The following is a 22,834-nucleotide window of genomic DNA, read 5'->3' as shown; positions in this document are numbered from 1 at the left end:
TACGATGGAAAAGAAAAAACAAGAAAACACGGAATTAGAGATACTGAATGCTGCCAAAGATGTTTTCCAAGAGAAAGGTATGGTAGGCGCCCGAATGCAGGAAATTGCGGATAAGGCCGGAATAAATAAAGCCTTGTTACATTATTACTACAGAAGCAAACAATTACTCTTTGAGGCAACCTTTAAAAGTGTTTTTTCACTAATGGCTCCCCAACTAAACAAAGTATTAAATGACGACCGTGATTTATTCGATAAGATTAGAAATTTCACCAAAAGCTATATTACTTTTGTGATGAAACATCCCTACTTGCCTAATTTCATCATTCAAGAGATAAATAAAAATCCCGAATTTATTATGAAATTGCGAATGGACAAAAATTTTCCTTCCATCGATAAATTTAAAATCCAAGTAAACCTAGCGATCGAACAAGGCATTATAAAACCAATAGAAACGGAACAACTGTTCATTAACATCATCTCATTAAATGCATTCCCATTTATTGGAAAACCCTTGCTAAAGGGACTCATTAATGCCGATGAGGAAATGTTTCTCAAAATACTGGAAGCCCGAACAACTGAAGTAGCTGATTTTATTATTAATGCTATAAAAAAATGAAAATGAAAAAATGTATTGTTATACTTACTCTATTTCTATCGTTTGCATCATATGCACAACAGACTTTACAACTGGAAGATTGTTACGCATTGGTTGACAAAAACTATCCTATAGCTAAACAAAGTGATTTATTACTTCAAAAATCCACTCTTGATATTGAGACTATTAATAAAGGTAAACTCCCTAAAATAGACCTTAACGCGCAAGCTACTTATCAATCTGACGTGATACAATTACCTATAAACGTACCCAATTCATCTCCTTTAAATAAGGACCAGTATCGAGCCACACTAGATGTCAATCAACTGCTTTATAATGGAGGGTTGATTGCAGCATCTGTAAAAATAAAAGAAGCTCAAACCAAAACGCAACAACAGCAAGTCACCGTTAATTTACATCAGCTCAAAGGAAGAATTAATCAGTTGTATTTTTCGGTTTTGTTATTGGACGAAAGGAAATCGATTTTGATTACGAAACTAGAGCAATTGGATTCCAAAATAAAAGAAGTGAAATCAGGTGTGAAATTTGGAGCCATCCTCCCCGCTTCAGAGAAAGTATTGGAAGCCGAAAAATTAAAAATAAAACAAGTATTGACCGAAATTCAATTTGATAAAAAAAGAGCCATTGAAAATCTTTCAACACTTACCTTTTCTACAATTAACGAAAATACAATATTAAAAAACCCTAAAATTGAATTCGACTGGAATGACGAAAATAGCCGTCCAGAATTGAAATTATTCGATTTACAAAACGAACAAATAGAGGTTTCTAAAGATATTATTTCGAAAAACAAATTGCCTAAAATTAACGCTTTTGGTCAGGCAGGATACGGAAATCCGGGATTGAATATGTTAGACAATTCTTTTCAGACGTATTATATTGTTGGGCTTAAAGCCAATTGGAATGTTTTTGACTGGAATAAATCGAAAACGGAGACAGAATCACTTTCAATTGCTGAGGAAATTATAAGCAGTGAAAAAGAAACGTTTAAACTCAATACCAATTTGCAGTTACAGGAAATGAAAAACGAAATAAAAAAGTTAAACGAAGTCATATCCACTGACATTGAGATAATTGCCTTACGCGAATACATCTTGAAATCATCTGATGCGCAGCTTAGAAACGGGGTGATTACCGCATCCGACTATTTAGTGGAAATGACGCATTTATATGAAGCAAAGACTAATCAGAAACTACATGAAATTCAGTTGGATTTGGCTAAAGCCAATTATAAAATCACAAATGGAAGTCCAATAAATTAAAGCGATTTAAATCAAAATACACATGAAAAAAACAATCCTATTTTTAATATTCATCAGTCTTATCTCTTGTAGTAAAGAGAATGACAAAGCAGATGGTTACGGTAATTTTGAAGCTACTGAAGTCACCATATCATCTGAAGCTAATGGAAAGATCGTCTTCTTGAAACTCGAAGAAGGAGATGCCTTAGAACCAACTAACCAAGTAGGACTAATAGATACTACCCAATTGTATTTTAATAAACAGCAGTTAATAGCTTCCAAAAACACTGTTTTTTCGAAATCCAAAAACGTTTTGTCACAAAACAATGTTTTGCAAGAACAACTCAAAGCCACTTTGATTGAGAAAAGAAGAGTTCAAAATATGTTTGCTGAAAATGCTGCAACACAGCGTCAAGTGGATGAAATGGACGGAAAGGTAAAAGTGCTTAACGAACAATTGAAAAGCGTTCAAACCCAAAATGCACCCATTGCAAACGAAGTGAAATCAATTGATGTCCAGATCCAAAAAATTGACGACCAAATCCAAAAAAGCAAAATCATCAACCCCATAAAAGGATTAGTTTTAGCCAAATATGCCGAGCCAAACGAGATTACCGCTTTTGGTAAACCGCTTTATAAAATTGCCGATATATCTGAAATGACATTGCGGGTTTACATTAGTGAAACCCAATTGTCTAAAATTAAAGTGAGCCAACAAGTAAACGTGAAAATTGATACAGAAGAAGAGATGAAAAACTATACTGGAATCATCTCCTGGATTGCTTCTTCGGCTGAATTTACCCCGAAAATTATTCAAACCAAAGAGGAAAGAGTAAACCTTGTTTATGCCGTTAAAGTAAAAGTGAAAAATGATGGCGGTTTAAAAATTGGAATGCCTGCCGAAATGTGGCTCAATAAATAAAATTTTAAAAATGAGAAAAATTACCCTGTTACTAGTCGGAATCCTTTTAGTAGGATGCAAATCAAATTTAGTTACATTAAAAAATAAAGAAAATAAAACCAGCGAAATGACTTTAAAAAATCTACACACAGAAAACAAACCGGTACAAACTAATTTGTTGTTTAAAACAGAGGAAGGCAAGGTGATTTCACTGCAAATTTCTAAAAACGAACAGCTTAAAGAACACATAACTAAAGTGCCTGCATTATTAGTTTGTGTTTCAGGAAATGCAACTTATCATGATGAAAAAGGGATATTAGCAAACCTGAAATCTGGGGATTATATTAATATTGAACCGAATGTAAAACATTGGGTAGATGCTAAAGAAGAAAGTAATTTTTTACTGATAAAATAATGAGTATTTCAGTCCAAAATATTTCCAAGTCCTTCAAAAAAACATTGGCTGTAGACGATGTATCGTTTCAAATAAGTGAAGGCGAATTATTTGGACTTATTGGTCCGGACGGTGCGGGTAAAACTACACTTTTCAGGATATTGACCACGCTTTTATTGCCCAATGAAGGTTCAGCCACCGTTGCTGGTTTTGATGTAGTTACAGCGTATAAATCCATCAGGAATTCAGTAGGTTATATGCCTGGGAAATTTTCGCTGTATCAAGATCTTACCGTTGAGGAAAACTTAAGTTTTTTTGCCACTATTTTCGGAACTACGATTGAAGAAAATTATGATTTAATCAAGGACATTTACATTCAAATAGAACCTTTTAAAAACCGAAGGGCTGGCGCACTTTCGGGTGGGATGAAACAAAAACTGGCCTTGTGTTGTGCATTAATTCACAAACCAAAAGTGCTGTTTCTTGACGAACCCACAACTGGTGTTGATCCCGTTTCTCGAAAAGAATTTTGGGAAATGCTCAAGCGATTGCAACAAAAAGGAATTACAATTTTGGTTTCCACCCCTTATATGGATGAAGCTGCTTTGTGTGATCGAATCGCCTTAATTCAAAAAGGCAAGATTTTAAAAATAGATACACCCGAGCAAATATTAGCCAATTATGAGAAAACGATCTATGATGTTCAATCTAAAGACACCTATCAATTAATACAGGATTTAAAAAATTATCCCACGCAGTACAGTGTGTTTGCCTTTGGGGAGTACATTCACTATATCGACACAAAAACCGATTTTGATTGGACAGCATTAGAAAAATACCTAACCAAAAAAGGACATTCGGAGATTATTATAAAGAAATCCAGTCCAACAATTGAAGACGTTTTTATGGACTTATAAAATAGCCATTACTATTGATCATCAAAACTTACAACAGCACAATGAATATAGAAAAAATCATATCGGTAAAAAATCTCAGCAAGAAATTTGGTGGTTTTACTGCCGTCAACTCTATTTCGTTTGAAGTGAGTAAGGGAGAGATTTTTGGGTTTCTGGGTGCAAATGGTGCGGGGAAAACCACTGCTATGAAAATGCTTATCGGAATTTCGAAACCCACATCAGGAGAAGCTACTGTTGCCGGCTTTGATGTGAAAAACAATTCTGAAATGGTGAAGAAAAGCATTGGTTATATGAGCCAAAGATTCTCTATGTATGATGATTTAACCATAAAGGAAAACATTACTTTTTTTGGAGGAATCTATGGATTAGCAAAAGCCCAAATAAAAGAAAAAACAATACAATTAGTTTCCGACTTAGGGTTGCAAGAGGTGTCAAACAAACTCGTGGGTGATTTACCGCTGGGCTGGAAACAAAAACTATCCTTTTCAGTGGCTTTATTACACAATCCGAAAATTGTTTTCCTGGACGAACCTACAGGAGGAGTTGACCCCATAACAAGACGTCAGTTTTGGGAAATGATATATGCCGAAGCCCATAAAGGAACCACCATTTTTGTAACCACGCATTATATGGACGAAGCCGAATATTGTGATCGCGTTTCAATTATGGTAGATGGAAGGATAGAAGCATTGGATACACCAAAAAACTTAAAAAAACAGTTTAATGTAGATTCTATGAATGATGTGTTTTTAAAATTGGCAAGAAGCTAAAAGTGAAAATTTAAAAACATTAAGAAATTAAGATTCAATAAGCTTAACCCAAATTTTATTATTCTCTTAATGATTCAAAACAAATCTATTTTATAATATAATAATGTAAAACATCTAGAAGTTAAATTTTATTCAGCTGATACTGAATTTTCTTAATCTCTTAATGGTTCAAAAAAAGAAAACAAATGAAAAGATTTATTGGATTTGTAACAAAAGAATTCTATCACATATTTCGTGATAAACGTTCTATGTTTATTCTTTTTGGAATGCCAATAGTTCAAATTATGTTGTTTGGCTTTGCCATTACTAACGAAATAAACAATGTGAATATTGCAATTTTGGACAAATCCAAAGATACTGAAACACAGAAAATAATCAACAAAATCAGTGCTTCCAAATATTTTAATATCGAAAAGGAAATTTCCAATGAATCCCAAATTGAAGCTATTTTTAAACAAGGAAAAGTAAAGGCTGTATTGGTTTTCGAAAAGAATTTCATTAAAACGCTACAAACCCAAAAACAGGCAAAAGTTCAGGTAATTACTGATGCAACCGATCCCAATATTGCCAATACCATTACTAATTATGTGAATGCAATTTTGCAAAATCACACGCAAGAAATCAATAAAGCGAACAGACCAAGTTACCAAATACAAACCCAAACACAAATGTATTATAACCCAGAGTTGAAGAGTGTTTTTGGCTTTGTTCCTGGTGTAATGACAATCATATTAATGTTGGTTTCAGCTATGATGACTTCGATATCAATAACGAGAGAAAAAGAACTTGGCACTATGGAAGTCCTTTTAGTATCTCCCATAAAACCTTTTCAAGTAATCATAGGGAAAGTGTTTCCTTATATATTCTTATCTATTATAAACGCTGCTGTGATTCTGTTATTAGGCGTTTTTGTATTTAGAATGCCTATCGAAGGAAGTTTGCTATTATTAGCATTAGAAAGCATCTTATTTATCATCACGGCACTTTCATTAGGAATATTAATTTCTACATTATCAAATTCTCAACAAACGGCAATGATGATTTCCTTAATGGGGTTAATGCTACCGGTAATTATTCTTTCGGGATTTATCTTCCCTATTTCCAGTATGCCGCTCCCATTACAAGTCATAAGCAATATCATTCCGGCAAAGTGGTTTATCATCATAATCAAAGCCATTATGCTTAAAGGAGTAACTTTTAGTATCATTTGGAAAGAAACATTAATTCTATTTGGGATGACCGTGTTTTTCATTGTATTAAGCATTAAAAAATACAAGATTAGACTGGAGTAATCGATTTCAATTTCAATATAAAAACAAGGTCAATTTCAATATAAAATAGGAATATAGAAAATGAGAACAATACTATTTATCATCCAAAAGGAATTCAGGCAAATCTTTAGAAATAAGGCTATGCTCCCTATTATATTTGTTTTACCCTTAATCCAATTATTGATTTTATCTAATGCGGCTAGCTTTGAAGTTAAAAACATTCAATTTTCGTATATCGATAACGATCATTCAAATGCTTCGAGAGAATTAATCAGTAAATTTAGTTCTTCAAATTATTTCAATGAACCCATAAGTTTCACTTCAAAAAAAGAAGCCAATCTACAAATGCAAAAAGGGAGTATTGATGTGATTCTGGAAATTCCAGTCCATTTTGAACGAAACTTTTTGAAAGAGAAAAAAACAAATCTTTCTTTGAGTATAAATGCAATAGACGGAGCTGCCGCTGGAGTTACAAATGTGTATGTCTCACAGATTATAAATAATTTCAACCAGAATATTCAAACGAAGTTATTTCAATATAATGAGAGTAATAGCACCCCAATTCAAAACATATTGACCATTCCTTCTTTTTGGTACAACAATACATTGAATTACAAAACCTTTATGGTTCCTGGAATATTAGTCTTACTTGTGACAATGCTTTCCCTTTTCTTATCTTCTATGAATATTGTTAGAGAAAAAGAAATGGGAACCTTGGAACAAATCAATGTTACCCCTATTAAAAAGCATCAATTTATCATTGGTAAACTTTTCCCTTTTTGGGTATTAGGGTTAGTAATACTGACTGTAGGCTTAATCATTGCCAAGCTTGTTTTTAGCGTCCCTATGCTTGGAAACTTAGGTTTAGTATATCTATTTACTTCGGTGTATTTATTAGTTATTCTGGGTATTGGTTTGTTCATCTCAAATCATACTGAAACCCAACAGCAAGCTATGTTTATCGCTTGGTTTTTTACAGTGATTTTTATTTTAATGAGTGGTTTATTTACCCCTATTGAAAGTATGCCCGATTGGGCCCAGAAAATCACACTTTTCAACCCAATTAAATATTTTGTTGAAATTATAAGAATGGTACTTCTCAAAGGAGCTACTTTTTCGGATATAGCCAGACCGTTTACTATCATTGGCTTTTATGCCATAGTAATAAATGGAGTTGCCGTTTGGAGTTATAAAAAAGTTAATTAATACCAATTAATTAAAAAAAATAATATATTTGAAATTACAAAAAGCAGTAACCTGAAAAATAGAATAGTACAAGTTAATTTCAAGTTATAAAATCAAGACAAAAATTTAAACACAAAAAATATAATGAAAAATTTAGTAGCCGTTTTAGCCATAGCGCTTTTATCAGTTTCGATTAATGTTAACGCTCAAGAAAAAACTCCACAGGAGAAAGCAAAAAAAGAATGTACTTCAAAGGACAAAAAATGTGATTCAAAAGATCATAAAACGTGTTCAGTAGATGAGAAAAAATCTTGTGACAAAGAGAAAAAAGCAGGATGTTGTGCTAAAAAAGCATAATCAAATATTTGTTTATAAAACGAAACGCCTCTTTTAAAGAGGCGTTTTTTTTATGCATACGATAAAACAATCTGAGCGTGATTTTATTTATTCAACCATTTGAGTAAAGTGTTTTCTAAGTCGGTAAATATGATAGGCTTTGGCAAATAATCGTCCATCCCAGCTTCAAAACATTTTTCTTTTTCTCCGGTTAATATACCGGCTGTAACTGCAATTACAGGAATTCTGCCATCTTGTTCTAATGCTCTTATCTCACTTGTGGCTTCATATCCATTTTTATTAGGCATTTGGACATCCATTAAAATAACATCAAACTTATCAGACTTAAATTTATCAACAGCTTCAACACCATCAATCGCAGTTGTTATTACACAATTTGGAACAATTTTTTTGACAAGTGTTTTTGCTAAAAGCATATTAATTTTATTATCCTCCACAATAAGAATTTTTTTAATATCGGAATTAATATCGGCTTCTAATTGGTCTGTATTGCTGTTATTTAAAAAATCTGTATCTATAATCATTTTAACTTTTGCTTTTTGGACCTTTATTTCAAAATAAAAATCACTTCCTTCACCATATACACTATTAAGTTGCAGTTTACTATCCATTAAAGCCAATAATCTATTTGAAATTGCCAAGCCTAAACCTGTACCACCAAACTTTCTATTTGTAGAATTGTCTTCTTGTTCGAATGAGCTAAATATTTTTTTGTTATTGATACGTTTTATCCCTTTACCGGTATCTTTCACAGAAAATTTCAATTGAAAAATGTCATTATCTAACACTGCTGTTTCCGAGATTTGTAAACAAATTTCGCCAAAATCAGTAAATTTCAATGAGTTACTTAAAAGGTTTACTAAAACTTGTTTTAATTTAATAGAATCAGCATATATGAACTGGGGTACTTTTTCATCTATGGTAAGTGTTAAATCTATTTTTTTATCAACCGCTTGAAATTTAAACAAATCAATAATTTGATTAATAAGTTCATATAAATCTATTTTTTCAACATTTAATTCTAATTTTCCTGCTTCAATTTTAGAAAAATCCAAAACATCGTTGACAATATCCATTAATGAAGTGGCTGATTCGTTTATAGTTGTCATGTATTCTAACTGATTGTTATTAAGTTTTGTGTTCATCAATAAATGAGTGAAACCGATTATTCCGTTTAACGGAGTTCTAATTTCATGACTCATATTAGCAAGGAAATTTGTTTTTGCTTTATTAGCTGATTCTGCCTCTTCTTTTGCAATAAGCATATTATCTTCAAGCAATTTACGATCAGTAATATCTATAAAACTACTTATCACTTCAGCTATTTCACCATTACTATTAAAAAAAGGGAACGCATTAAATAATAACCACTTAATATCTTTGTTTTTACTATTTTCTAACCCTAAAATTAAATTTCTTATGGGTTGTAAATCTTGCAGTATTCTATATTTAGGGCGTTCTTCAAAATCCAATACAGATCCATCTTCTTTTAAAAATTTAATTTCATTAAAAACATTACTGCTCCTTTTGATGAAATTTCTAGATACTTCAAGTATTTCTGATGCTTTTGGATTAGAATTTATCATTGAACCATCAAGATTTTGAATAATAATTCCAGTGTCTAAATTATTCAATAACCCACGATATCTTGCTTCACTTTTAAAAATTACATCATCCCCTAACTTAGATTTAGTGATATCTCTAGAAAGACAAATATAATGGGTTTCATTTTCGTCGTTTTCAACCATCTTTGCAATCGAAAGTTCAAACCATTTGATGCCTTCAGGTAATTCTAAAGAATACTGTACCCCATTAGAAAAACCGGACACAGAAGCTTCTTCAATTGCAATTAAACAAATTTTTGCAACATCTGGCGGTAAAATATCCGAGAATTTTTTTCCTATAAATTTGCTGGAAGGCATCAATAATAAGTCATCATGATGCGAATGATAATTATAAATATGCCCGTTTATACCCACCTCAAAAAGCAAATCTGGGATAGCATTTAATATTCCCTCCAGTTTTTTATTGGCCTTTTTATAATTTTCCTCAGCTCTTTTAAGTTCAGTAACATCTATCATCGAACCAATTAAACGTATTGGTTTACCTAGATCATCTCTAATTATAATAACACGGTCATAAAAATCACCATAACTTCCATCCGCATACTGATATCGAAACTCACCTTCCCACTTTGATTCAGTTCCCGCATAAGCAGCATCAATAGCAGTGGTCACTCGTTCAAAATCATCAGGATGTATTTTAGATCGCCAAGCTTTTGTTTTTTCTTCAGCAGAATCAATCTTGTCTAAATCTATTAGATCTGCAAACACTTTATTTTGCCAATACTTATTATTTATTAAATCAACTTCAATTATAGCTTCGTTTGTAGCAATCGAAATCATATTAAATCTTTCGTTTGCCAATTTGATTTCTTGTTCTGAATTTATACGATCTGTAATGTCAGTTACTGTTCCTATATACCCCACTAGATTATTATTAGCATCCAATTCAGGAACTGCTTGATCTAGCACCCAGGAATATGATCCATCAGAACGCACTAAACGGTATTCAGATAAATTTATACCTTTTCCAGTTGATAATTCATCATCAAATTCATTTTGTATTCTTTCCTTGTCAACGGGATGAACTGCGTTTAACCATCCCTTGCCCAGTGATTCTTCAAAAGTCAACCCTGAAATTTCACAGAAGCGATTATTTACATAAGTTGTCTGTCCATCTGCATCAGTTCTAAATATCCCCACAGGTGAAATTTCAGTTAAAGAGCGATATCTTGTTTCGCTTTTAAGTAATTTAGCCTCTGATTCTTTGAGACTTGTAATATCTAGCATAGAACCAACAAATCGTTCAGGTTTACCTTCTTCATCTCTTATAATAATGGCGCGTTCATAAAAACAACCATAACTGCCATCCGCCTTTTCAAAACGAAACTCTCCTGACCATGTATTTGAAGTCGAAGCATAACATTCATTAATGCTTTTTATGACTCTTTCTTTATCATCTGGATGGAGCTTAGATCTCCATAACAGTTTATTTTCGTCGACAGTCAGATTCTCGTTGTATGAATTTAAATGATCTTTATATACTTTGTTATGCCAACTTATATTATTTTTAAAATCCAATTCAAAAATAGCATCATTTGTCGCTCGTGAAATTATTTCAAATCTTTCATTCGCTTCTTTTAATTTTTCTTCATCCCGTTTTCGCTCTGTAATATCAGTTATAGTGCCTATATAGCCTATAACTTCATTGTTGACATTCCTTTCAGGTACTGAATTTCCCATTACCCACGAAATTGTACCATCAGATTTACAATAACGATATTCTTTAACAGATGATGCGTGCTGAGTTGTGGCTTCTTCCCATTCTTTAATAATTTTTACCTTATCATCAATATGTACAGCGTTTAACCAGCCGTATCCTAGAGCTTCATCAAATGACAAGCCTGAAATTTCACACCAACGAGGATTTACATAAGTAGTGTACCCTTCGGCATCAGTTCTAAATATACCAACTGGTGAAACTTCAGTTAAAGTATGGTATCTTTTTTCACTCTCGAAAACCTCAGCCTCAGCAATTTTTCTTAATTTTTCTTTCTCGAATACTTCCAAAGCAAAACTTACATCACCAGCAGCTTCTTCTAATAAATCAATTTCATCAGCATCAAAATAGTTTTTAAATTCAGAATAAAACACAAAAGCTCCAATTACATTTCCAAATTTCAGGATAGGAATTGACATTAATGAGGATAGTCCATTACTTAAGGCCGCCTCTTTCCAAGGCTTCATATTTAAATCGTTTTCAATATCATTTGAAATACAATATTTTTTATTTCGAATAGAAGTCCCTACTGGTCCTCTACCTTCTTCAATATCATCTATTGAAATATTCCTAATGTTTAAAAGGTATTTTCCAGCTTCACCTGAAGCTTCTACTGGAATAACTGTATTATTATTAAAGTCAATTAAACCTATCCAAACCATTTTAAACTTACCAATTTCTACTGCAATTGTACAAGCTTGCTTAAACAATTCTTTCTCGTCAGTGACATGGACAATCATTTGGTTTATCTGACTGATAAATAAATATAGACGATTAGCCTTGATTAATTTTTGTTTGGCTTCTATTCTTTCCGTAATATCCGTGATGATTCCATGGCATATTACCGTGCCTTCAGGCTCCAATACAGGCAAAGAATTTACTTCGTGCCACACTAATCCTTTTGTAGGATGTAGGTAGCGATGTTCACATTTAAGAGGTACTAATTCAGTTTTAGTCCTATTAATACTTTCTACTACAAAATCATAATCCTGGGGATGAATTAATTCAAAAATGATACTTGCATCATTTTTAATTTCTTTGAAACTAAAGCCATAAATATCTTCAATAGCATCACTAGCGTAAGGATAGCAAAAAGAACCATCAGTATTTTGACGCATAGAATAAATTAATCCTGGAGAAGTAGCGGCAATTTTTGCAAAAATATCTCTTTCCTTGTCTAAAGTAGCATTGGCTACAATCCTATCGGTTACATCTCTTAAATTAGCAACAATCCCTTGTAAGGCATTATCATGAAACATATTCTTTAAAATTCCTTCTAACCATATATAATGCCCTTTTTTGTGTTTCACTTTAAATAAAGCAGCTATAGGAATACCTGGATTTGTAAAAATTTGATGTTTTAATTCTTGTATGTATTCATTACAATCCGGATGGAAAAATTCGTTTTCGGGAATTTCATCAAATTCCTTGTCAGTCCATCCAGTTACCCGTTCAGACGATGAGCTACGAAAGATGCTTTTCTTGTTCTCATCAATTAAGGAAATGATACTTTCGTTATTTTCTACCAAGGCTTGAAAACGCTTTTCGTTTTGTTGCAATACTATTTCTGCATTTTTATCTTCAGTGATATCTCTAAAAAAATTTGACATTCCATCTCTAGATGGATAAATATGATTCTCAACCCATCGTTCATTAGACTCGTGGAAATCTTCAAAATGAATGTACTCTTGAGTTTCATATGATTTTAAGCAAGCATTATAAAAAGCTCCATCTATAGCGTCTGGAAATTCAGTCCAAATATGCTTACCAATCATTTCAGCTGGATCTCTATTAAGAATTTCAGCTGCTTTTTTATTCATATAGGTATAACACCAGTCATTATCTAACGCGACAAAAGCATCAGTGATGCGTTCAAAAGTATTTTTTTGTAATTCTGTTGCTTTTACCCTATCAGTTACATCTCTTAAATTACAGACTATCCCATTAACATTGGTATCATCTAACATATTATTCAGCACCCCTTCAAGCCATATATAGTGCCCTCTTTTGTGTTTCACCTGAAATAAAACAGCAATTGGTTCACCAGAGTTTTCATTAGCTTTCTGAACCACCTCCTTAATATATTCTAAATAATCAGGGTGAAAATAGTCTTCCTCATGAATTTCATCAAACTCTTTATCAGAATATCCCGTAACACGAGCTGATGAAGAACTGCGAAATAAAACTTTTAAATCCTCATCAACCACTGTGATAATACCTTCGTTATTTTCAACCAAAGCACGAAAACGTTTTTCATTTTGTTCAATTATATCCTCTGTAATTTTCTTTTCCGTGATATCACTAAAAAAAACTGACAGACCATCTAATGATGGATAAATATGATTTTCAAACCAAGCCTTATCAAATTCATAAAAATTTTCTAAATAAACATATTCTTGATTTTCTTTTGCTTTAAAACAAGCAGTATAAAAAGTCTCATTAGTTTTTACTGGGCAAAGTTCCATATAGCTTTCACCAATCAAATCAGCTGGGTCTCTTTGAAAAACTTCAGCCGCTTTTTTATTGACATAGGTAAAACACCAGTTGTTATCCACCGCAAAAAACGCATCGGTTATGCGTTCAAAAGTATTAGTAAGTAATTCAGATGATTTTTTTATTTCTGTAATGTCTTTAACAAAACCCATAAATCGGGTTTCAGAAAGTTTTACTGAATCCACAGCACTCCATCTAATTTCTCCGGATTTATGAACTGTTTTAAATCTTCCATTTGATGCTCCAGCTTTTTTTACCCTATTAAAACAAACGCCCAAATCATCGATTGATTCTTTGTATGTTAAATCCATCATGGAAAAGGTCAAAAGTTCTTCTTTAGAATAGCCCGAAATTATAGATAGAGCATGATTTACTTCAATAAAGTTTCCGTTTTTATCAGCAATAAATATTCCGTCTGGTGCATTTTCAATATATGTTTTAAATTTAGCATTGCTTTCTTCTTCAACTAAAGCTAGTTTATTGGCAGTTTCAAGAATTTCTTTGGCTTTGTTTACTTCTTCCAGATTCTTTTTTAAAGTAATATCTTGAGTATTCCCTCTTAATCCATAAACCTCCCCTTGTTTATTAATCACCGGATTAACAACAGCATTGACCCATTTCATTCTATTATTAGGAAATTCAACTGGTAAACTTATTTCAAAAGATTTTTTATTAAGAACTAATGCATCGATTTTATTTTGAAAAAGAGTAACGTTTTTATTTGAAAATCTATTAACATATTCTTTATATAAATTTTGTTTTTGTTTTTTCTCTACTTCATAAATAGAATACAATTCATCAGACCAAATCATCTTTCTAGTCTTTAAATCGTATTCCCAAGTACCTGTTTTAGCTATTTTTTGGGCGTTTTTTAAAAGTTTTTCGCTTTTTATTAATTCTTTTTCAGAATTTCGAATTTCAGTAATGTCTCTACCTATTGCGTAAATATGTTCATTATTTTGGCTAACATTCGTAGTCCATTGAATAACTACAAGTTCTCCATTTTTTTTAACAATTCTATTTTCGAAATTTCTGGAAGTAATTCCTTTTGATAACTTTTCTAATTCTTTAGTAGATTTATCAAAATCTTCTGGATAAACGAATGAAATTATAGGATTGTTTAAAATTTCCTCTTTAGTAAAACCAAAAATTCTCTCAAAAGCTGGGTTTATTTCCTTATAAAAACCATCAGAACCAGCAAGACATACTAAATCTAATGACTCTTTGAAGTAAAAATCAAAATTAGGTGATGATGAATTGGAGTCTTTTAATTGACTTAGCTCTAACTCTTGTTCTTTTATTTTATAGAGTAAATCATTATATGTTGGTTTTTCTTCTTTCATACTCATAAATCCAATTAAATATCATTCAGTACTTTGTATAGCCGTTAAATATAATAAAAACAAAAACAACATATAGGAATGAGCATATATATTTTCATTCATGCAATTTGGTTTAAAAAAAACATTCATTAAATAAGAATTAACAATGAATTATTATCCTGATTATAATTCTCAATTAAAGAATATCTGAAAAATAAAATAAGCATTCCATAAATCATTAATAAAAAGCACAAACACATCACTCCCAATTTACCCAAATTAAATTTAACAAAAAAAAATGACTAACATTTGTATATACAATTAAAAAAGCATTACATTTGTACCGACAAATAAGACATATACAAATATGAAAATTGAAGACGAAATTAAAAGTACAATACCATTGGATATTTCTAAAAAAGTAATCTTGAATTTATTGTTTACCCAAAACGTAATTAAAGAAAAATTTAATGAAATTAGAACTCCTTATGATTTATCAGGAGAACAATATAATGTATTGAGAATACTTAGAGGTCAAAAAGGAAAACCCGCAAATATGTGTGTCATTCAGGAACGTATGGTGGCAAAAAGCAGTAATACAACTCGTCTTATCGATAAATTACTAATAAAAGAATTGGTCACCCGAAAAGTATGCCCTGAAAATAGAAGAAAAATTGAAGTATTAATAACCGATAAAGGTTTGAAAATGCTAGATGATTTGGACCCAATAACAGATGAATTAGAAAAAACAATAGCCGATAATTTAAATTCGGAAGAGCTGGAACAACTGAACCAATTATTAGAAAAATTAAGAACATTTAATTAATATACAATGAGCAATTTTATAAAAGATGCCAACTGGCGTTATGCAACAAAAAAATTTGATACAACAAAAAAAATAGCAACAGACGATTTAAATACATTGAAAGAAGCGGTTCGCTTAAGTGCTTCTTCTTACGGATTACAACTTTACAAAGTACTAATTATTGAAAATCCAGTATTAAGGGCACAATTATTGCCTGCTGCATACGGACAAACACAAATTACGGAAGCTTCACATTTATTTGTGTTTGCAAATCAAACGAATGTTGGAAATACCGAAATTGATGCCTATTTGAAAAATGCAAGCGAAATAAGAGAACTTCCTATTGAAGCATTGGCAGGTTATGGAGACTTTATGAAAGGAACCATTAATCCAATGCCAGAAGATGCTAAAAACATTTGGACATCTAAACAAACCTATTTAGCTTTAGGTAATTTATTGAACGCAGCGGCTGAATTAAATATTGATTCAACTCCAATGGAAGGCTTTAATGCTTCACAATTCAATGAAATTTTAGGGTTGGAAAAACTAAACCTAAATGCAGTTGTAATAGCTCCAGTAGGATACCGCCACGAAGAAGACGCTACTCAACATTACAAAAAAGTTAGAAAATCAAATACCGAATTATTTATTACACTATAATTATTAATCAAATACAATTTTACTAAAATTACATTACACATGAAAAATTTAAAATCAATTGCCCTTGCATTAACAGTAGTTCTATCTACTTTATCGATGACAGCACAAACAAAAAAAGTAGATGCTTCAAAAAGTACTATCAACTGGGTAGGTAAAAAAGTTACTGGAGAACATTCAGGAACTATAAACCTAAAAGACGGGGCTTTAGTTTTCAAAGGAACTAAATTAGTAGGTGGAAATTTCACTGTTGATATGGCTTCTATTGTTACTACTGATTTAGAGGGAAAAAGTAAAGAAAATTTAGAAGGACACTTGAAATCAGATGATTTCTTTGGTACTGATAAATTTCAAACGGCAACTTTAGTTTTCAAAACTATTGGAGCCAAAGGAAAAAACGTTTATAGAGTAACTTCTGATTTAACAATCAAAGGAAAAACAAATCCAATAACATTTGATATCACTGTTAATGGTAACACTGCCACTACTAATTTAGTAGTTGACAGAACTAAATATGATATTAAATATAAATCAGGAAATTTCTTCGAAAACTTAGGTGACAAAGTTATCAATGACGAATTTGAATTGGCTGTTTCCTTGAAAATCTAATTCATATTTCATAAAAATTCAAGAACCCCCATCAATAACTGTTGGGGGTTTCTTTTTTATAATTCGAAATTATTATAATAAAACTCATTATTTAAATTTAAACATACAAGACAATCTAGAAAATGTAAAAATGCGTTTAAGTACTGTTTTAAATTCAACTAAAAGCTTTTAAGAATATAAGTTCACCATAGTAAGGTTAACAAGTAGAAAAATAAAACTTAAATGACTTATATGGTATAATTGAAAGAACACAAAAACCATTAATCAGTTGTTTATCAATAATATTAGTAATTCCAAAATCATTTAATTAACTTTGAAAATACATAAAACATTCCTACTACTATTTTATGACAGTCTTTAACAATTAACTTTAAACATACCAAAATGAAAAAATTAAAAACAATTGTGCTTGCGCTACTGGTTCTTTTTGCTTTTGAAAATGTAGAAGCACAAACTTCGGTTATTGACGCTTCAAAAAGCAAAATCACATGGCTTGGAAAAAAATTAACAGGACAACATGAAGGAACGATCAATTTAAAAGATGGTTATCTAGTATTCAAAGACAAAGCTGTTGCTGGCGGAAGTTTCACCGTTGATATGACTTCAATATCTAACACGGATCAAAACGGAAAAGGAAAAACGAATCTTGAAGGTCATTTAAAATCCGATGACTTTTTTGGCGTTAATAATTTCCCTTCTTCTACATTAGTTTTTAAAACTATCGCAAACAAAGGAAATAACAGCTACACAATTATTGCAGATTTAACCATAAAAGGAATCACAAAACCTATCAAATTTGATCTTGCCGTGAAAGGAAACACTGCTTCTACTAACTTAGTTATCGATCGAACTAAATACGACATCAGGTATGGATCCGGAAGCTTTTTTGAAGATTTAGGAAACAAAACCATATACGACAACTTCGATTTGGCTGTTGAATTAGCTTTCTAAATAAATTTATTTAACAAATTAAAACAAAAAATAGAATTTATTTTTAATCATCCTGCTTGATTAATCAATATACATTTATATATTTGTTGCAAGAAAAAAATATGAAAACGATATTAAACAATACTTGGTGGTGGAATAATTTACGTCAAACGTCGTGAACTAAGCTCCTATAGTATTATTTTAACTATAAATATAAAAAGGCTTGTCATCACGACAAGCCTTTTTTTTATGCAATATTTTTTGATCATTACATTTTTAAACATTAAAATTTACACAACTTGAAATCATATACACTAAATACGAAACACAAACAAATACTCGCTGACACGATTACTCCAGTGAGCGTTTATTTAAAAATACGTGATAAATTCCCAAATAGCCTGTTGCTGGAAAGTAGCGATTATCACGGGAGTGACAATAGTTTTTCTTATATATGTTGCAATCCTATTGCATCGATAAAAATAGAAAACGAAACTATTTATAAAAGCTATCCAGACGGAACTTCAGAAAAACAATTGATCGATTCAACTACTAATGTTCCTGAAATTATTCAGGAGTTCTCGCATCAATTTAAATCAGAAAAAAATAATTTTAAGTTCATCAATAATGGCTTATTTGGCTATATTTCCTATGATGCAGTTCGCTATTTTGAAAAGCTAAACATTGCCAAGAAAGACAATAGTATTTCTATCCCCGATGTATATTATGCCGTGTATCAAAATATCATAGCTATCAATCATTTTAAAAATGAAGCTTATCTTTTCTGTCATAGCGTTGATGGTAAAAACAATATTTCGGAAATTGAACAATTGTTACAATCGCGCAATATTGCTTCTTATAAATTCACTAAAGAAGGAGAAGGTTTTTCGAATTTAACAGACGAAGAATTCAAACATAATGTGGCTTTAGCCAAAAAACATTGTTTCCGTGGTGATGTATTTCAACTCGTATTATCCAGAAGATTTACCCAAGGATTTAAAGGAGATGAATTTAATGTTTACAGAGCATTGAGAAGCATCAACCCATCGCCATATCTCTTCTTTTTTGATTACGGTGATTTTAAAATATTTGGGTCTTCACCCGAAGCACAAATTATTGTCAAAGACCGAAAAGCCGAAATTCATCCTATAGCCGGAACATTCAAACGAACAGGTGATGATGAAAAAGATGCTATACTTGCTAAACAACTCTCCGAAGATAAAAAAGAAAACAGCGAACATGTAATGCTGGTGGATTTGGCTCGAAATGATTTAAGTCGTAACGGTCACAATGTGAATGTGGAGAGATACAGAGAAGTACAGTTTTTCTCCCATGTTATCCATTTGGTTTCCAAAGTGACTGGAAATTTACACGAAAGCGCCACTACAATGCAAGTCGTTGCCGATACTTTCCCAGCAGGAACATTAAGCGGAGCACCAAAACATCGAGCGATGCAGCTGATTGAGGAATACGAAAAGACAAACCGTAATTTTTATGGTGGAGCTATAGGATTTATGGATTTTGAAGGTAACTTTAATCATGCTATAATGATTCGGACATTCCTGAGTAAAAACCACCAATTGCATTCGCAAGCAGGTGCCGGAATTGTGGCCAGCTCAGACGAAGAAAGCGAAATGCAAGAAGTGTACAATAAATTAAGGGCTTTGAATACGGCGCTAGATTTGGCAGAAACAATATAAAAACAATTAAAAGATTTAATAATTTAAGCATTTAAAGATTACTCAGAAACAACAATTTTTCAATCTTTAAATCTTTCAATTTTTCAATAAAATAATGAAAAAAATACTAGTCATAGACAATTACGATAGCTTCACTTACAACCTAGTGCATTACTTAGAGGATTTAAACTGTGAAGTAACCGTATACCGAAACGATGAATTTGATATTGATGAAATAGCCCGTTTTGATAAAATATTATTATCTCCAGGACCTGGAATTCCTGATGAAGCTGGGTTATTGAAAGAAGTGATTCGGAAATATGCTTCTACCAAAAGCATTTTTGGCGTTTGTCTTGGACAACAAGCCATAGGAGAAGTATTTGGCGGCACACTTTCTAATCTGGATAAAGTATATCACGGTGTAGCCACAATGGTAAAAACGGTGGTTGATGATGAATTGTTGTTTGAAGGATTAGGAAACGAATTTGAAGTGGGAAGATACCATTCTTGGGTGGTTGATGCTAATTTACCTGATGTCCTGGAAGCAACTTCCTTCGACGAAAATGGTCAGGTAATGTCCTTGCGTCATAAAGTTTATGATGTACGTGGAGTACAATTTCATCCTGAAAGCGTCTTGACACCAAACGGCAAGAAAATATTAGAGAATTGGGTGAAAGCATAGTGTTCAGTAATCAGTTTTCAGTTTGTAGAACCTGAAACTTTAAACCTGAAACTTTAAACAAATAAAAAATGAAAAACATATTAAATAGACTAATCAATCACGAGATGCTTTCGAAAGAAGAGGCAAAAAACGTATTAGTTAATATCTCCAACGGAAGTTATAATCCAAGTCAAATTTCGGCATTTCTTACCGTATATATGATGCGAAGCATCAGTATTGAAGAACTTGCCGGTTTTAGAGAAGCGTTATTGGAATTGTGTATTCGAATCGATTTATCAGATTACAACACAATCGATTTATGCGGAACTGGTGGCGATGGAAAAGACACTTTCAACATATCGACTCTAGCTTCCTTCATTGCAGCGGGAGCCGGAATAAAAGTGGCTAAACACGGTAATTACGGTGTTTCTTCTATCTCTGGTTCAAGTAATGTGATGGAGAAATTAGGAATCAAATTTAGCAATGACTCTGATTTTCTTGAAAAGTCAATTGATAAAGCTGGGATCTGCGTTTTACACGCACCTCTTTTTCACCCTGCTATGAAAAATGTAGCCCCAATTAGAAAAGAATTAGCAGTAAAAACGTTTTTTAATATGCTGGGGCCAATGGTCAATCCATCTTTCCCAAAAAATCAATTGGTGGGAGTGTTCAATCTGGAACTGGCCAGAATGTATGCTTATTTGTATCAAAATACCGATGTGAATTTCACCATCCTTCATTCGCTTGACGGTTATGACGAAATTTCTTTGACAAGTCCCACAAAGATCATTACCAGCAGTATGGAAGGAATTTTATCCCACGAGACTTTTGAAGTACCTCTTTTAACGCAAAGCGAAATCGAAGGCGGAACAACAATTGATGAATCGGCGCAATTATTCACGGACATCATTTCTGGAAAAGGTACAACAGCCCAAAACAATGTGGTTTGTGCCAATGCAGGAATGGCAATTGCAACGGTTACTAAATGTTCTCCACTTGAAGGATTTGAACAAGCTAAAGAAAGTTTGCTTTCTGGTAAAGGATTGAAAGCGTTGAAAACGTTGCAAGAATTAAGTAAGTAAAAAAAATAGTTTAAAGTTTAAGGTTTAAAGTTACTCAAACAGGGAACTTTAAACCTTAAACAAAGAAAACTTTAAACATAAAACAATGAATATACTTGATAAAATAATAGTAGATAAAAAACGAGAAGTCATTCTCAAGAAATCCATCATACCGGTTTCGCAATTGGAAGCATCCATTTTCTTTGGAAAAGAAACTATTTCTTTGAGTCAAAATTTAAGAAACAGCAATTCTGGAATCATTGCCGAGCACAAACGTCGATCTCCGTCTAAATCGATAATCAATCAAGATTTCACTGTAGAGGAAGTCGTTAAAGGATATGAATCAGCAGGCGCTTGCGGAATATCGGTTTTGACGGACGGGAAATATTTTGGTGGTTCATTAGACGATTTACTTTTGGCAAGAGCCTCAGTAAAAATTCCGCTATTGCGAAAAGAATTTATCGTAGACGAGTATCAAATCCTGGAAGCCAAAGCGTATGGAGCCGATTTAATATTGCTTATCGCTGCAGTTTTAACACGTGAAGAGATTAAATCATTATCCCAATTTGCTAAAAGCTTAGGTCTTGATGTTTTATTGGAAGTGCACAATCAAGAAGAATTGGATAAATCAATTATGCCAACGTTAGATATGATAGGCGTAAATAACCGAAATCTAAAAACATTCGAAGTAAGTCTGGATTTCAGCAAGCAATTAGCGTCACAAATACCGGATGAATTCGTGAAAGTTTCTGAAAGTGGCATTAGTTCCATTGAAGCGATAACCGAATTAAAACCCTATGGATACAAAGGATTTTTAATAGGTGAAAACTTTATGAAAACCGACAATGCAGGAAAAGCAGCAAAAGAATTTATTAAACAACTAGCCCATTAGGGTAAGAGTATAGATTTTAGAATAAAAATCAAGCACAGCTTAGTGAACTTCGCGAAACCCTTGTGAACTTTGTGGTTAAATACGTTAAATAAAAGATTATGAAACTCAAAATATGCGGAATGAAATTTCCCGAAAACATTATCGAAGTAGGCACGCTCCTACCCGATTATATGGGCTTTATTTTCTGGGAAAAATCAGCTCGGTATTTTGATGGTGTGATTCCTGAATTGCCAAAATCAATTAAAAAGACAGGCGTTTTTGTCAATGAATCGGTAGCTATTATTGTCGAAAAAGTGATAAAACACGATTTACAAGCAGTACAACTTCACGGCAAAGAATCAGTTCTGTTTTGTACAGCGTTAAAAAAAGCATTACCAGAAAATATCGAAATCATCAAAGTATTCTCAATTTTGGATACCTTTAATTTTGAAGAGCTTATTCCTTTTGAATCGGTTTGTGATTTCTTCCTTTTTGACACCAAAGGAAGGTTGCCAGGAGGAAACGGAACCACATTTGACTGGAAAGTATTAGAAAATTATACTTCCTCAAAACCCTTTTTTCTAAGTGGCGGAATAGGAATAGATGAAATGGATGCTGTGAACGAAATATTAAAAATAAATTTACCCGTTTATGCAATTGATATAAATAGTAAATTTGAAATAGAACCAGGATTAAAAAATACAGAATTATTATATAGTTTCACCAACAACTTGAAACTTTAAACTTTAAAA

The 22,834-nt window shown here is 32.2% G+C and carries 19 protein-coding genes; 18 read left to right on the top strand and 1 reads right to left on the bottom strand.

The genetic code is table 11. The annotated features are described in order from the left end of the window. Positions 1-4: 4 nt before the first annotated feature. The 9 genes from FLAK523_RS09530 to FLAK523_RS09490 all read left to right on the top strand — a co-directional run bounded on the left by FLAK523_RS09530 (position 5) and on the right by FLAK523_RS09490 (position 7,652). On the top strand, positions 5-616 hold the full coding sequence (locus FLAK523_RS09530; protein WP_248902884.1) for a TetR/AcrR family transcriptional regulator: 612 nt from the start codon (positions 5-7) through the stop codon (positions 614-616). Between the two features lie 2 nt (positions 617-618). Next, positions 619-1,878, top strand: coding sequence for a TolC family protein (locus FLAK523_RS09525; RefSeq protein ID WP_248902883.1), 1,260 nt, complete (start codon positions 619-621; stop codon positions 1,876-1,878). 22 nt (positions 1,879-1,900) lie between these two features. After that, complete coding sequence (locus tag FLAK523_RS09520) at positions 1,901-2,779, top strand: HlyD family secretion protein (protein ID WP_248902882.1); 879 nt, start codon at positions 1,901-1,903, stop codon at positions 2,777-2,779. Between the two features lie 10 nt (positions 2,780-2,789). Continuing rightward, on the top strand, positions 2,790-3,173 hold the full coding sequence (locus FLAK523_RS09515; protein ID WP_248902881.1) for a hypothetical protein: 384 nt from the start codon (positions 2,790-2,792) through the stop codon (positions 3,171-3,173). Further along, complete coding sequence (locus FLAK523_RS09510) at positions 3,173-4,069, top strand: ABC transporter ATP-binding protein (protein WP_248902880.1); 897 nt, start codon at positions 3,173-3,175, stop codon at positions 4,067-4,069. The genes FLAK523_RS09515 and FLAK523_RS09510 overlap by 1 nt, the downstream gene beginning before the upstream one ends. A gap of 41 nt (positions 4,070-4,110) precedes the next feature. Continuing rightward, on the top strand, positions 4,111-4,839 hold the full coding sequence (locus FLAK523_RS09505; RefSeq protein ID WP_248902879.1) for an ABC transporter ATP-binding protein: 729 nt from the start codon (positions 4,111-4,113) through the stop codon (positions 4,837-4,839). A 185-nt stretch (positions 4,840-5,024) separates the two neighbouring features. Next, positions 5,025-6,131, top strand: a complete 1,107-nt coding sequence (locus FLAK523_RS09500; RefSeq protein WP_248902878.1) for an ABC transporter permease — start codon at positions 5,025-5,027, stop codon at positions 6,129-6,131. Positions 6,132-6,191: 60 nt separating this feature from the next. After that, on the top strand, positions 6,192-7,316 hold the full coding sequence (locus FLAK523_RS09495) for an ABC transporter permease (RefSeq protein WP_248902877.1): 1,125 nt from the start codon (positions 6,192-6,194) through the stop codon (positions 7,314-7,316). 123 nt (positions 7,317-7,439) lie between these two features. Next, complete coding sequence (locus FLAK523_RS09490) at positions 7,440-7,652, top strand: hypothetical protein (protein ID WP_248902876.1); 213 nt, start codon at positions 7,440-7,442, stop codon at positions 7,650-7,652. Between the two features lie 83 nt (positions 7,653-7,735). On the opposite strand, the gene FLAK523_RS09485 is transcribed toward FLAK523_RS09490, so the two are convergent. Then, positions 7,736-14,836, bottom strand: coding sequence for a PAS domain S-box protein (locus FLAK523_RS09485; protein ID WP_248902875.1), 7,101 nt, complete (start codon positions 14,834-14,836; stop codon positions 7,736-7,738). 340 nt (positions 14,837-15,176) lie between these two features. Between FLAK523_RS09485 and FLAK523_RS09480 the strand changes: the two genes are divergently transcribed. The 9 genes from FLAK523_RS09480 to FLAK523_RS09440 all read left to right on the top strand — a co-directional run bounded on the left by FLAK523_RS09480 (position 15,177) and on the right by FLAK523_RS09440 (position 22,825). After that, a complete protein-coding gene (locus tag FLAK523_RS09480) occupies positions 15,177-15,635 on the top strand; it encodes a MarR family winged helix-turn-helix transcriptional regulator (RefSeq protein ID WP_248902874.1) in 459 nt (152 codons plus the stop codon). 6 nt (positions 15,636-15,641) lie between these two features. Next, positions 15,642-16,274, top strand: coding sequence for an NAD(P)H-dependent oxidoreductase (locus tag FLAK523_RS09475; protein WP_248902873.1), 633 nt, complete (start codon positions 15,642-15,644; stop codon positions 16,272-16,274). Between the two features lie 39 nt (positions 16,275-16,313). Continuing rightward, the gene (locus tag FLAK523_RS09470) at positions 16,314-16,880 is read left to right on the top strand and encodes a YceI family protein (protein ID WP_248902872.1); all 567 of its coding nucleotides are present in this window, start codon (positions 16,314-16,316) and stop codon (positions 16,878-16,880) included. Between the two features lie 384 nt (positions 16,881-17,264). After that, on the top strand, positions 17,265-17,831 hold the full coding sequence (locus FLAK523_RS09465) for a YceI family protein (protein WP_248902871.1): 567 nt from the start codon (positions 17,265-17,267) through the stop codon (positions 17,829-17,831). A 278-nt stretch (positions 17,832-18,109) separates the two neighbouring features. Next, positions 18,110-19,510, top strand: coding sequence for an anthranilate synthase component I family protein (locus FLAK523_RS09460; RefSeq protein WP_248902870.1), 1,401 nt, complete (start codon positions 18,110-18,112; stop codon positions 19,508-19,510). A 94-nt stretch (positions 19,511-19,604) separates the two neighbouring features. Beyond that, positions 19,605-20,171, top strand: a complete 567-nt coding sequence (locus FLAK523_RS09455) for an aminodeoxychorismate/anthranilate synthase component II (protein WP_248902869.1) — start codon at positions 19,605-19,607, stop codon at positions 20,169-20,171. 68 nt (positions 20,172-20,239) lie between these two features. Further along, a complete protein-coding gene (trpD, locus tag FLAK523_RS09450; protein WP_248902868.1) occupies positions 20,240-21,232 on the top strand; it encodes an anthranilate phosphoribosyltransferase in 993 nt (330 codons plus the stop codon). An 85-nt stretch (positions 21,233-21,317) separates the two neighbouring features. After that, complete coding sequence (gene trpC, locus FLAK523_RS09445) at positions 21,318-22,103, top strand: indole-3-glycerol phosphate synthase TrpC (RefSeq protein ID WP_248902867.1); 786 nt, start codon at positions 21,318-21,320, stop codon at positions 22,101-22,103. A gap of 98 nt (positions 22,104-22,201) precedes the next feature. Continuing rightward, positions 22,202-22,825: a phosphoribosylanthranilate isomerase gene (locus FLAK523_RS09440; protein WP_248902866.1), complete on the top strand. Its 624-nt coding sequence runs from the start codon at positions 22,202-22,204 to the stop codon at positions 22,823-22,825. The last annotated feature ends 9 nt before the right edge of the window (positions 22,826-22,834 follow it).

This window comes from Flavobacterium sp. K5-23 (assembly GCF_023278045.1).
Lineage (GTDB): Bacteria > Bacteroidota > Bacteroidia > Flavobacteriales > Flavobacteriaceae > Flavobacterium.
The sequence above is the reverse complement of the archived record's forward strand: the minus strand, read 5'-3'. Positions and strand labels throughout refer to the sequence as shown.